Below are 12,998 nucleotides of genomic sequence, written 5' to 3' on the forward strand. Positions count from 1 at the left end.
GTATATCAAGTCAAAGCATTAAAGCAAGAATGTGAACCCGTATTATGTATAAGTCAGTTGAAACCTTGCTGGTAGAAATCCCAACCATTCGCCCTCACAAGATGGCAGTGGCGACGATGCAAACCCAGACCCTGGTATTGGTCAAAATCACCACTGAAGATGGTTACATCGGTTGGGGTGAAGCAACAACTATCGGTGGCTTAGGTTATGGTGATGAAAGCCCGGAAAGCGTAAAAGTTAATATTGAAACTTATTTTGCGCCTCTTTTAAAAACATTATCAGGTTTAAATGTTGCACAGACATTACAAGCAATTAAAAAGAATATTAATGGTAACCGTTTTGCCAAATGTGCGATTCAGACTGCACTTTTAGATATTCAGGCACAACGTTTAGGTTTGCCATTAAGCGAAATCCTCGGTGGCCGCTTACGTGACAGTATTCCAGTTCTTTGGGTATTGGCTTCTGGCAATACCGAAAAAGATATTGCTGAAGCAGAGAAAATGGTTGCGGCAAAACGTCACAAGATTTTCAAACTGAAAATCGGTTCTCGTCCGGTAGAAGAAGATGTTGAACATGTGCTGGCAATTAAGAAAGCCTTAGGCAAAGACGTTTCGATCCGTGTGGATGTGAACCGTGCTTGGTCAGAACTGGAAGCGATTAAAGGCATTCAGTTATTGCAAGATGGCGGTGTTGATCTGATCGAACAGCCATGTGCAATTGATAACCTGGATGCCATGCGCCGTCTGACCCGACGTTTTGATGTTGCCATCATGGCAGACGAATCGTTAATGGGCCCGCACTCAGCGTATGAGATTGCCAAACAAAACGGTTCATCTGTTTTTGCAGTCAAAGTTGCCCAGTCAGGTGGTCTGATTGAAGGTTGTGAAGTAGGCAAGATTGCCAAACTTGCAGGTATTGACCTGTACGGCGGCACAATGCTGGAAGGCCCGGTGGGCACGATTGCTTCGGCACATGTGTTCTCTACTTTTGAAAGTCTGGCGTTCGGTACCGAGCTGTTTGGTCCTTTGCTGCTGACTGAAGATATTTTAAAAACCCCACTCAACTATCAAAACTTTGAACTTGAGATTCCGAAAGGACCAGGTCTGGGGATTGAGTTGGATGAAAACAAGATTGACAACTTGCGTCGTCAGTAATCAGGAGAAACCCATGCTTTTCCACGTACGTATGGATGTAAACATTCCACGTGACCTGCCAGTTGAACAGGCAAACGAAATTAAGGCTGTTGAAAAAGCCTATTCGCAGGAATTGCAGCGTCAAGGCAAATGGCGTCATATCTGGCGCATCACGGGCCAGTACTCAAACATCAGTATTTTTGATGTTGAAAGCAATGAAGAGTTGCACAACCTGTTACAAGGCTTGCCGCTCTATCCTTATATGAATATTGAAGTGATGGCATTAAACCGTCACCCATCTTCAGTTCGAGATGACGACAGTTGATTAAATGAGCGGATTGGGAGTCACCGGATTCCCCTTCCGAATCGAAAACAGAGGGTACCTCAACAAGGATTGTGGCCAGCCAGATTTAGCCAGCCAATGAAAGCTAAAAAAGTGCGCCACTAAAAGATGAAAGACATACTTTAGGAGCAATAGTATGAATCGCCAAGAAATTGATGCATTAGTTAAGCAAATGAACGTTGATACAGCGACAGGTCCTGTAGATGAACGTGTACAACAAGTTGTTGTGCGTTTATTGGGCGACCTTTTCCAGGCTATCGAAGATCTTGATATTTCCCAGTCAGAACTGTGGAAAGGCCTGGAATACTTTACTGATGCCGGTCAAGCGAACGAATTAGGTTTATTGGCTGCAGGTTTGGGTCTGGAGCATTACCTAGACTTACGTGCTGATGAAGCAGATGCTAAAGCAGGTATTACTGGCGGTACGCCACGTACGATTGAAGGTCCACTTTATGTCGCTGGCGCACCTGAAACTGTAAGCTTTGCGCGTATGGATGATGGTTCTGAAGAAGGCAAAATCCCGACGCTGATCATTGAAGGTACAGTGACGGATACTGACGGCAACCGTGTTGAAGGTGCCAAAGTTGAAATCTGGCATGCAAACAGCCTGGGTAACTACTCATTCTTTGACAAGTCACAGTCTGACTTTAACTTGCGTCGCAGCATCATTACCGCTGCCGATGGTCAATATACTGCATTGACTACAATGCCAGTGGGTTATGGCTGCCCTCCAGAAGGTACCACCCAGTTTGTACTGGACAAATTAGGCCGTCACGGTAACCGTCCATCGCACGTACATTACTTCGTATCTGCACCGGGTTACCGCAAACTGACTACTCAATTCAACATTGAAGGCGACCAATACCTGTGGGATGACTTTGCATTCGCGACTCGTGAAGGCTTGGTTGCAACTGCGGTTGACGTGACTGATGAAGCTGAAATTGCAAAACGTGGTCTAAACGGTCCTTTCAAACACATTCAATTTGATATTGAACTTGTGAAAGAGAAACAAAACGTACCTTCTACTGAAGTTGATCGTCGCCGCGCTAGCGCTTAATACATTAAGAAGCGGGATATGCCTTGAGATATATCCCGCTGACTTCCCCCTTGGAAAGTCGGAGAAAGGACATGCCTCGTATTCCCGTAATTAACACCAGCCATTTAGACCGCATTGACGAATTACTGGTTGATGATTATGAATCTGGTGAATTTAAACTACACCGTTCAGTATTTACAGACCAGGCCCTGTTTGACCTTGAGATGAAATACATCTTTGAAGGTAACTGGGTTTATCTAGCACATGAAAGCCAGATTCCAAACAATAACGACTTCTATACTACTTATATTGGTCGTCAGCCGATCATCATTGCACGTAACCGTCAAGGTGAACTGAATGCCATGATAAATGCCTGTTCGCATCGCGGTGCACAATTGTGCCGTAACAAGAAAGGCAATAAAGCAACTTATACTTGCCCATTCCATGGCTGGACTTTCAATAACTCAGGTAAGTTATTAAAAGTCAAAGATCCGGCTGAAGCGGGTTATTCAGACTGCTTTAACAAAGACGGCTCACATGACCTGAAAAAGGTTGCCCGTTTTGAAAACTATAAAGGTTTCCTGTTCGGCAGCTTGAATCCGGATGTTCCTTCTCTGGAAGAATACCTGGGCGAAGCGACCAAAATCATTGACATGATCGTGGATCAGTCTGAACAAGGTCTGGAAGTTTTACGTGGTTCTTCGACTTATACCTATGAAGGTAACTGGAAGTTGACTGCTGAAAACGGTGCTGATGGTTATCACGTGTCTGCTGTACACTGGAACTATGCTGCAACGACTCAGCAACGTAAAGAAAAAGAAGCTGGCGACAACATCCGTGCCATGAGCGCAGGCGCATGGGGCAAACAAGGCGGTGGTTCTTACGGCTTTGAACATGGTCACATGCTGCTTTGGACTCAATGGGCTAATCCGGAAGACCGTCCTAACTTTGCCAAGAAAGATGAATACACTGCGCAATATGGCGAAGCCATGGCGAAGTGGATGATCGAACGTTCACGTAACCTGTGTATCTATCCAAACGTTTACTTCATGGATCAGTTCGGTTCACAAATCCGTGTCCTGCGCCCGATTTCTGTCGATAAAACTGAAGTGACGATCTACTGTATCGCACCTGTAGGCGAAGAGCCTGAAGCACGTACCCGTCGTATCCGTCAGTATGAAGATTTCTTTAACGCTTCAGGTATGGCGACACCAGACGATCTTGAAGAATTCCGTGCTTGTCAGGCAGGTTATGCCGGTATCGCGCTGGAATGGAACGATATGTGCCGTGGTTCTAAACACTGGATTCAAGGTCCTGATGATGCTGCCAATGAAATCGGTTTAAAACCAAAACTGTCTGGTATTAAAACTGAAGATGAAGGTCTATACCTGTCTCAGCACCAGTACTGGTTAGAATTGATCAAAAAAGGTATTGCGACTGAGAAAGAAATTGCAGCATCAACTGAAGGAGAAAGCGCATGAGCGACATCACTTTAGAAAATATTGCTCAGTTCCTGTATCAAGAAGCCCGCTTTTTAGATGATGAACAATGGGATGACTGGTTAACTTGTTATGCCCCTACTGCGTCTTTCTGGATGCCAGCTTGGGATGATGATGACAAACTGACCACAGATCCGCAGTCTGAAATCTCGTTGATTTACTATCCAGATCGTCAAGGTTTAGAAGACCGCGTGTTCCGGATCAAGACTGAACGTTCATCTGCAACCATGCCGGACACACGTACCTGCCATAACCTCAGCAATATTGAAATTGTTGAACGTGATGGCGACAAAGTGACTGTACGTTTTAACTGGAATACTTTGAGCTTCCGTTACAAAACAAGTTACAGCTATTTCGGTATGTCTCGTTATGAAATCGATTTCTCAGGCGATAAACCACAAATTTTAAGCAAATACGTGGTACTGAAAAACGATTACATCAACCAGGTTATCGACATTTATCACCTCTAAGACTGTTTTTACAGCTAGGTTATGCCTTTCGGTCAGATGGAAAATTGGCTGAAAGGCTCAGTTACAAAGATTTATATAGGATATTCAGCCATGTCAAACCACAATGTTGCACTTCAATTTGAAGATGGCGTTACACGTTTTATTTCTGTTTCAGATGGTGAAACACTGTCGGATGCAGCTTACCGTCAAAAGATCAATATTCCTTTGGACTGCCGTGATGGTGCTTGTGGAACGTGTCGTGCGTTTTGTGAATCAGGTTCATTTGACATGCCTGAAGAAACTTATATTGAAGATGCTTTAACGCCTGAAGAAGCCGCTGAAGGCTTTATTCTGGCTTGCCAATGTAAACCAACTTCAGATGCAGTGTTCCAGATTCAGGCGTCTTCAGAAGTCTGCAAAACTGAAATTCACGCTTTCCAAGGTACTTTGGCGCGTGTCGAAAACCTGTCTGACTCGACCATTACTTTTGACATCCAGTTAGATGAAGGTCAACCGGATATTCATTTCCTGGCTGGTCAATATGTCAATGTCGGTATTCCAGGTACGACTGAAACCCGTTCATATTCATTCAGCTCAAAGCCAAGCGACCGCTTGACCGGTTTCGTAGTACGTAACGTACCGAACGGCAAAATGAGTGAATTCTTAAGTAAAAATGCCAAAGCTGGCGACAAGATGACTTTTACCGGTCCATTTGGTAGCTTCTACCTTCGCCCTGTGACCCGTCCCGTCTTGATGCTGGCGGGTGGTACAGGTATTGCACCATTCATGTCAATGCTGCAAGTACTGGAAGAAAAAGGTTCAGAACATCCAGTGCGTTTAGTATTTGGTGTGACCAATGACTTTGACTTGGTTGCCATTGAAAAACTGAACGAACTGCAAGAAAAATTCCCGTGGTTCGAATACCGTACAGTGGTTGCTAACCCGGAATCTACACATGAGCGTAAAGGCTATGTAACCGGTCATATTGAGAACGAATGGCTAAATGGCGGTGATGTAGATGTCTACCTGTGTGGCCCTGTACCAATGGTTGAAGCCGTTCGCGGCTGGCTGGATGCTGAAGGCGTAAAACCTGCAAGCTTCCTGTTTGAAAAATTCTCTGCCAACAAATAGAGGGAATTTGTTCAATGTCTAATCGTCAAAGATTTGAAAATAAAGTTGTAATCGTGACCGGTGCCGCGCAAGGCATCGGTCGCGGTGTCGCGCTGCAAGTGGCGAGCGAAGGCGCTCAAGTCGTCATGGCTGACCTTTCGCCTTATGTGGAAGAAGTTCTGGCTGAAATTGAAGCGACTGGCGGTGATGCGATTACCGTCAAAGCCAATCTGGAAACGTTTGCTGGTGCTCAATCAGTTGTTGAAAAAGCGCTAGAAACCTATGGCCGTGTCGATGCGCTAATCAACAACGTCGGTGGCGCGATCTGGATGAAACCTTTCGAGGAATTTTCTGAAGAGGAAATTATCAAGGAAGTGAACCGTTCATTGTTCCCGACCTTGTGGTGCTGCCGTGCAGTTCTTCCGGAAATGATTAAAAATCAGAAAGGTACCATTGTAAACGTATCTTCTATTGCGACACGCGGCATTAACCGTGTGCCATATTCGGCATCGAAAGGTGGTGTGAACGGCCTGACCGCTTCCCTTGCCTTTGAACATGCCAAAGACGGAATCCGTGTCAATGCAATCGCGACTGGTGGCACTGAAGCACCACCCCGTAAAGTACCGCGCAATGCCAATCCACTGACTGAATCTGAAAAGGAATGGATGCAGCAAGTGGTTGATCAGACCATTGACCGTACATTCATGGGACGCTACGGTACGATTCTGGAGCAAGTGAATGCGATTGTATTCCTGGCTTCCGATGAATCATCTTATATGACAGGTACGGTGGTACCGGTCGGTGGTGGTGATCAGGGCTAGTCCTGATCATCACGATTTTTAACAGGCTCATGGTTAGACGCAAGGAGGCACATCACCAATGAATACCCTGTTTCAGACATTAAAAAATGATTGGTCAATTTCAGCGACTGTTGCAGGATTTTTAGCAGTGCTGATTTCCTATTCAGGGCCACTGATCATTTTTTTCCAGGCGGCACAGCAAGCTCAAGTTTCCCCAGACATGATGATTTCATGGATTTGGGGAATTTCTATTGGTGCTGCACTCGCAGGTATCTTTTTATCAATTAAATACAAAATACCTGTCGTCACCGCCTGGTCTGCGCCCGGAACGGCTTTATTAGTCACGCTGTTTCCCGATATTTCGCTCAATGAAGCGGTTGCTGCCTATATCACCTCTGCCGTGGTGATTTTTTTCATTGGGATCACCGGTTATTTCGACAAATTGCTGTTCTGGATTCCTCAGGAAGTGGCTGCCGGAATGATGGCGGGGATTTTATTGCAGTTTGGTTTAGGGCTGTTCACCGCGACCGATACCATGCCCTATATCGTCTTTGGCATGCTGGCGGTATTTTTACTGGCCAAGCGTTTCAGTCCACGCTATGCCATGGTCTGGGTACTGGTTGCCGGTGTGGTTTTAAGCATGTTACTGGGCAAGATTAACCCGGTTACGGCAGATTTCAGTTTGGCCATTCCACAATTTATTGCACCGGAATGGACTTGGAGTTCAACCCTGAATCTGGCCCTCCCTCTCATTCTGGTCAGCCTGTCTGGCCAGTTTTTACCGGGAATGGCGATTATCAAACTCAGTGGTTATGACATGCCAGCCAAGCCGATTATCAGTGCGACCAGTATTGCCTCGCTTGCAGTGGCCTGTGTTGGGGGTATTACCATCGTATTGGCCTCTATCACGGCTGCTTTGTGTCTGGGGAAAGATGCCCACGAGCTGAAAGAAAAGCGTTATATCGCCGGTGTGGCGAATGGGCTTTTTTATATTTTAGGCGGCTTATTTGCCGGCAGTATTGTCATGCTGTTTAGCCTGATGCCCAAAGAATTAATTGCGGCTTTGGCAGGACTGGCATTACTGGGTGCGATTGCCACCAACATTTCCGTGGCCATGGGCAAAGAGTCGCAACGTGATGCAGCACTGATCACCTTTTTAGCGACTGCTTCCGGCATGCATTTCTTGGGACTGAGTTCAGTCTTTTGGGGAATTTGCATTGGCCTGGTCGCACATTTTCTGCTGTCACAGAAAAACCGTAACGCAGTTCCGGTTACAGCATCAGATTCAAAACGAGTTTAAAGACATCCATCAGTTTAGGATATGTAAGGACCAGATTATGATAGATAAAAGTTCATTATCATTGAAAGAAGCACTCTCCCAGATCAAGGACGGTTCTACCATTATGATCGGTGGTTTCGGTACAGCGGGTCAGCCTGCTGAACTGATTGATGGTCTGATCGAATTGGGTATTAAAGACCTGATTATTGTCAACAACAATGCCGGTAATGGCGATTATGGTCTGGCGAAACTGCTTAAAGCGGGCGCTGTGCGTAAAATCATTTGCTCTTTCCCGCGTCAGTCAGACTCTTGGGTATTTGACGAGCTTTATCGTGCAGGCAAGATCGAACTGGAACTGGTACCGCAAGGTAATCTGGCTTGCCGTATCCAGGCGGCTGGTATGGGCTTAGGTCCAATCTACACCCCTACCGGTTTTGGTACCTTGCTGGCGGAAGGCAAACCGACCATGAACTATGAAGGCAAAGACTACGTTTTAGAAAATCCAATTAAAGCTGACTTTGCTTTAATTAAAGCATCTAAAGGCGACCGTTGGGGCAATCTGGTCTACCGTAAATCTGCCCGTAACTTTGGCCCGATTATGGCGATGGCAGCTGATGTAACCATTGCACAGGTTTCTGAGGTGGTTGAACTGGGTGCACTGGATCCAGAGCACATCATTACCCCAGGAATTTTTGTTCAACACGTTGTTCAAGTTAAACCTGCACAGTAATCACGGATAAGGAGAAGATTCATGAGCTATAACAAACTGACCCGTGACCAGATCGCTGAACGTGTGGCACAAGACATTCCTGATGGTGCTTATGTGAACCTGGGTATTGGTTTACCAACCAAGATTTCAAGCTACCTGCCAAGCGACAAAGACGTATTCCTGCACTCTGAAAATGGCCTGCTGGCTTTCGGTCCTCCTCCTGCTGAAGAAGACCGCGATCCTGAGCTGATTAATGCCGGTAAAGAATTCGTGACCTTACTTGAAGGCGGTTCTTTCTTCCATCATGGTGACTCTTTCGCAATGATGCGTGGCGGTCACTTAGACATCGCCGTACTGGGTGCTTTCCAGGTCGCTGAAAATGGTGACTTGGCGAATTGGCATACTGGTGCTCCAGATGCAATTCCTGCAGTCGGCGGTGCGATGGATCTGGCTGTGGGTGCAAAAAAAGTCTTTATTACCACAGATCACGTGACCAAAAAAGGCGAGCCAAAAATTGTGGCTGAACTGTCTTATCCTGCGACTGGATTGAAATGTGTCGACCGCATTTATACCGACCTTTGTGTGATTGATGTGACCAACGAAGGTATGAAAGTGATTGAGAAAGTCGAAGGTCTGTCATTTGAAGAATTGCAGTCATTGACTGGCGCCAAGTTGATTGATGCGACTCAATCAAATTAAGGGGAAGTCCCTCCTTTATTAAAGGAGGGATTTAGGGAGGATTTGAGGAATAAAACTACTTCATTAAATCCCTCCCAACCTCCCTTTAAAAAGGGAGGAGTTTTCTTCTTTTAAATATGTGAGCAAATACACAATGAAAAACGCATATATTATCGATGCCATCCGTACCCCATTCGGCCGTTATGCCGGTGGTCTCGCATCTGTCCGTGCAGATGACCTTGGGGCGCTGCCAATTAAAGCCTTAATGGAACGTAATCCATCGGTGAACTGGGAACAGGTCGATGACGTGATCTATGGCTGTGCCAACCAGGCCGGTGAAGATAACCGTAACGTCGGTCGCATGTCTTCGCTGCTTGCAGGCCTGCCTTATCAGGTTCCAGCAACGACCGTGAACCGTCTTTGTGGTTCATCAATGGATGCAATCGCAATGGCAGCACGGGCGATTAAAGCCGGTGAAGCCAATCTGATCATTGCCGGCGGTGTAGAAAGCATGTCGCGTGCCCCATTCGTGATGGGCAAGTCAGAAACGGCGTATGGCCGTAGCCAAAAGATTGAAGACACCACCATGGGCTGGCGTTTCATCAACCCGAAACTGAAAGAAATGTACGGTGTGGAAACCATGCCGCAAACCGCTGAAAATCTGGCGGAGCAGTTCAACATCAACCGTGCAGACCAGGATCAGTTTGCCCTGACCAGCCAGCAACGTACCGCAGCAGCGCAGGCCAATGGTTTCTTTGCCAATGAAATTATTCCTGTAGTGATTCCACAGCGTAAAGGCGATCCGGTGGTTGTGGATACTGATGAACATCCACGTGCTTCAACCACAGCAGAAGCTCTGGCAAAACTGAAACCTGTGGTGAAAGCAGACGGTACAGTAACGGCGGGTAATGCTTCTGGTATTAACGATGGTGCGGCTGCCCTATTAATTGCATCTGACGAAGCGGTTGCTCAACACGGCTTGAAACCACGTGCCAAAATTATTGGTTCAACCGTCGTTGGTGTTGAACCACGCATCATGGGCTTCGGTCCTGCACCTGCTATCAAGAAACTGTTGGCACAAACAGGTTTGACTATTGAACAGATGGACGTGATCGAGTTGAATGAAGCTTTTGCAGCACAAGCTTTGGCTTGTACTCGTGACCTTGGCATTGAAGATGGTTCAGAGAAAGTCAATCCGAATGGTGGTGCAATTGCTTTGGGTCATCCACTCGGTGCATCTGGTGCACGTCTTGTAACTACAGCACTGAACCAGCTGGAACAAACCGGTGGTAAATACGGTCTTTGTTCAATGTGTATTGGTGTCGGTCAAGGCATCGCTTTGATTATTGAACGCGTCTAACAACCTATTAAAAAGATAAACCTCCTCCCTTTTTTAAAGGGAGGTCGGGAGGGATTTCAATGCCAACATTTACATCCAACGATGCCCAGATCAATTACCAGACCTTTGGTGATGCCAGTAAACCTGCCCTGGTTTTTTCTAACTCACTAGGCACCAAATTCAGCATGTGGCAACCACAAATTAAATTTTTCCAGCAAGATTATTTTGTTGTGTGTTATGACACTCGTGGTCATGGGGCTTCATCTGCACCGCAAGGTCCGTATAGCTTGGAACAGTTAGGTCAGGATGTTGTAAACTTACTTGATCATTTAAAAATTGAAAAAGCTGCATTCTGTGGTATTTCAATGGGTGGTTTAACCGGTCAATGGTTAGCAATCAACAAGCCCGAACGTTTTAGCCACGTGATTATCTGCAATACTGCTGCCAAGATCGGTCAGGAACAGGCCTGGCTGGAACGTGCCGCACTGGTACGTGAACAAGGTCTGGCGCCGATTGCATCGACAGCAGCAGCACGTTGGTTTACCGATCCCTTTATCCAGAGCAACGCAGCGATAGTTGCAGAACTTTCAAACGACCTTGGAGCTGGCAGCCCGGAAGGTTATGCAAGTTGTTGCGAAGCTTTGGCTAAGGCGGATTTACGTGAACAGATCAAAACGATTTCAGTGCCGGTACTGATTGTGGCCGGTCAGCAAGACCCGGTGACGACAGTTGCAGATGGTCAAGCCATGCAAGCTGAAATTTCACAAAGCCAGCTGTTTGAAATCAATGCCTCGCACATTTCCAATGTGGAGCAACCAGAAGCCTTTAATCAGGCAGTTCAGAAATTTATTGCAGCTTAAATACTAGAGGCAAAGAAAAAGCCACTGTTGATCAGTGGCTTTTTTATGCTTAGATTTAAAAAACTGGTTCTACATCAGGCCCAGATCACTAAAATCGCTGCAATCACTACTAAGCCCAGACCCCAATGCTCGGTACGTGCCAGTTTTTCTTTAAAGAAATATGCCGAAATCAGCATACTAAACAGAATCTCAATTTGTCCTAAGGTTTTCACGACCGGCACACTCATCATGCTCATGGCAGTAAACCAGCCTAGTGATGCCATAAAACTGCACACACTCACTTTAAAAGTTAAGCCCAGACGCTGCCACATGGCCACTAAAGTCTGGCGGCTGAATAGGCTTAGATAAAGCAGCATACTCAGGCACTGAAAACTGATCACCATTAACAACACCCAGGCCGCACGATGCAAGGTTGGTAAAGTGGTTAATTCTAAACTGGCTTCGCGTACCAGTAGTGAGGTAATGGCAAAACTTAAACCGCTTCCGATGCCAATAGCCAGTGTTCTGGCTGAAAACCCACTGACCTGTTGGTCTTTACTCAATAAAAATACCGCATATCCGCCTAGTGCCACACCAATCCACGCCAGGAATGACAAATGATCCGCTAAAAAGGTCACGCCGATAATGGCGGCTAAAATGGCTTCGCTTTTCGCCAACCCCACTCCAACGGCATAATTTTTTTGCTTGAACAGTTGCACCATCAGTGCCGTAGCTAAAATCTGACTGCAACCAGCAATTACTACATAGATCCAAAACTTTGGGGTGAAGTGAGCCACACTTTCAACCGGCTTGAAATAATACAGGCTGCTCAGGTACAGCACAGCAAATGGCAAGCCAAAAATAAAGCGTGCCAGGGTGACTCCCCACACATCCACCGTGGTACTAAGCTGTTTTTGAAAGGCGTTACGCCAAGCCTGCATAAATGCAGCCATTAAAGTGAAGAAAATCCAGCTGAATGCCATCTACTGATCGCTATTACCTCAAAAGTAAATTAATTCTATGCCTTAGTAAAAGCGCTGACTAATTAAAAATAGGATACTCGCCGATAGCGGAAAGTTTGGATTACTTTCTAAATTCACTCACTAATTTGGCAAGTTGCTCCATTCCATCAAAGGTGGTTGGAATCTTGTCATCAGATGAAACTAGCGGTGAAAAGATAATATTTTCAAATTTCTCAAAGCCTGCTGCATTTTTCTTATGCAGTTTTTCTGAATCTTCAGCATAGTTATGGATGAACTGACACAGTGCCATGCGAAGTTCTAGCTGCATCATTTGAGATTGGACTGCTCTTTTGTCTTGTAAAGAAATTTTTAAAATATATAACGTAATTAAAATTAAAGTAATGAAGGGAATAGAAATAAACCACATACCAGTAGGTAGCTTTCCATCAAAATAGAAAAATGCTCCAATTAATGCACCTAATTCCACAAAAGGTATAGAAAACATTGTTGCTGCAACAAAGCTATAAGTACCTTTTGCATTATCTAACTCTATTTTTTTCTGATCATAAAGCTCTTTAAAACCTTTATTGAGCAAAACGAAATCATAAGTTTGTTTATTTTTTTCAAGACGCTTTTCTAATTCTGATACTTCACTTTTTTTAGATTCAAATGTACTAGTCCAAGCATCAATTTTTTCTATATTTCTGTGATTAGACTCTAAATATTCAATAGATCTCTTGCGAAAGTCGTTATTGCAAGTTCATCCGGTTTACCAGTGCAGCGATTAAGTTAATGCGTAAACCGAATCTTTTCCGTCTATTT

The 12,998-nt window shown here is 45.4% G+C and carries 14 protein-coding genes; 12 read left to right on the forward strand and 2 right to left on the reverse strand.

The features are described from left to right. The first annotated feature begins 44 nt into the window (after positions 1 to 44). From ACIG3F_RS13355 to pcaD, 12 genes are all read left to right on the forward strand, one after another. On the forward strand, positions 45 to 1,154 hold the full coding sequence (locus tag ACIG3F_RS13355) for a muconate/chloromuconate family cycloisomerase (protein ID WP_396470282.1): 1,110 nt from the start codon (positions 45 to 47) through the stop codon (positions 1,152 to 1,154). 13 nt (positions 1,155 to 1,167) lie between these two features. After that, complete coding sequence (gene catC / locus ACIG3F_RS13360; protein ID WP_004647036.1) at positions 1,168 to 1,458, forward strand: muconolactone Delta-isomerase; 291 nt, start codon at positions 1,168 to 1,170, stop codon at positions 1,456 to 1,458. A gap of 154 nt (positions 1,459 to 1,612) precedes the next feature. Then, positions 1,613 to 2,533, forward strand: coding sequence for a catechol 1,2-dioxygenase (gene catA, locus ACIG3F_RS13365; RefSeq protein WP_004731099.1), 921 nt, complete (start codon positions 1,613 to 1,615; stop codon positions 2,531 to 2,533). Positions 2,534 to 2,604: 71 nt separating this feature from the next. Beyond that, complete coding sequence (benA, locus tag ACIG3F_RS13370; protein WP_396470283.1) at positions 2,605 to 3,993, forward strand: benzoate 1,2-dioxygenase large subunit; 1,389 nt, start codon at positions 2,605 to 2,607, stop codon at positions 3,991 to 3,993. Continuing rightward, entirely contained in the window at positions 3,990 to 4,481 is a 492-nt protein-coding gene (gene benB / locus ACIG3F_RS13375) for a benzoate 1,2-dioxygenase small subunit (RefSeq protein WP_005096959.1), read from the forward strand. The genes benA and benB overlap by 4 nt, the downstream gene beginning before the upstream one ends. A 90-nt stretch (positions 4,482 to 4,571) precedes the next feature. Continuing rightward, positions 4,572 to 5,591, forward strand: coding sequence for a benzoate 1,2-dioxygenase electron transfer component BenC (benC, locus tag ACIG3F_RS13380; protein ID WP_396470284.1), 1,020 nt, complete (start codon positions 4,572 to 4,574; stop codon positions 5,589 to 5,591). A 14-nt stretch (positions 5,592 to 5,605) separates the two neighbouring features. Beyond that, positions 5,606 to 6,391, forward strand: a complete 786-nt coding sequence (benD, locus tag ACIG3F_RS13385; RefSeq protein ID WP_396470285.1) for a benzoate diol dehydrogenase BenD — start codon at positions 5,606 to 5,608, stop codon at positions 6,389 to 6,391. Positions 6,392 to 6,449: 58 nt separating this feature from the next. Then, positions 6,450 to 7,670, forward strand: a complete 1,221-nt coding sequence (benE, locus tag ACIG3F_RS13390; protein WP_253148409.1) for a benzoate/H(+) symporter BenE — start codon at positions 6,450 to 6,452, stop codon at positions 7,668 to 7,670. A gap of 37 nt (positions 7,671 to 7,707) precedes the next feature. Further along, positions 7,708 to 8,379 (forward strand): 3-oxoacid CoA-transferase subunit A, encoded by a 672-nt coding sequence (locus ACIG3F_RS13395; protein ID WP_004731110.1) that lies wholly within the window; start codon positions 7,708 to 7,710, stop codon positions 8,377 to 8,379. Positions 8,380 to 8,400: 21 nt separating this feature from the next. Beyond that, positions 8,401 to 9,057 carry a 3-oxoacid CoA-transferase subunit B gene (locus tag ACIG3F_RS13400; RefSeq protein WP_396470286.1) on the forward strand — a complete coding sequence of 219 codons (657 nt, stop codon included), beginning with the start codon at positions 8,401 to 8,403 and terminating at the stop codon, positions 9,055 to 9,057. 133 nt (positions 9,058 to 9,190) lie between these two features. Further along, positions 9,191 to 10,396, forward strand: a complete 1,206-nt coding sequence (gene pcaF, locus ACIG3F_RS13405) for a 3-oxoadipyl-CoA thiolase (protein ID WP_396470287.1) — start codon at positions 9,191 to 9,193, stop codon at positions 10,394 to 10,396. A 59-nt stretch (positions 10,397 to 10,455) separates the two neighbouring features. Next, the gene (pcaD, locus tag ACIG3F_RS13410) at positions 10,456 to 11,235 is read left to right on the forward strand and encodes a 3-oxoadipate enol-lactonase (RefSeq protein WP_278357015.1); all 780 of its coding nucleotides are present in this window, start codon (positions 10,456 to 10,458) and stop codon (positions 11,233 to 11,235) included. Positions 11,236 to 11,309: 74 nt separating this feature from the next. Here pcaD and ACIG3F_RS13415 read toward each other — a convergent pair whose 3' ends face one another. Continuing rightward, positions 11,310 to 12,197 carry an EamA family transporter gene (locus tag ACIG3F_RS13415; RefSeq protein ID WP_396470289.1) on the reverse strand — a complete coding sequence of 296 codons (888 nt, stop codon included), beginning with the start codon at positions 12,195 to 12,197 and terminating at the stop codon, positions 11,310 to 11,312. A 100-nt stretch (positions 12,198 to 12,297) separates the two neighbouring features. Continuing rightward, a complete protein-coding gene (locus ACIG3F_RS13420; protein ID WP_396470290.1) occupies positions 12,298 to 12,771 on the reverse strand; it encodes a hypothetical protein in 474 nt (157 codons plus the stop codon). Positions 12,772 to 12,998: the final 227 nt, after the last annotated feature.

Source organism: Acinetobacter sp. NPDC052428 (assembly GCF_044547685.1).
Classification (GTDB): Bacteria; Pseudomonadota; Gammaproteobacteria; order Pseudomonadales; family Moraxellaceae; genus Acinetobacter; species Acinetobacter lwoffii_G.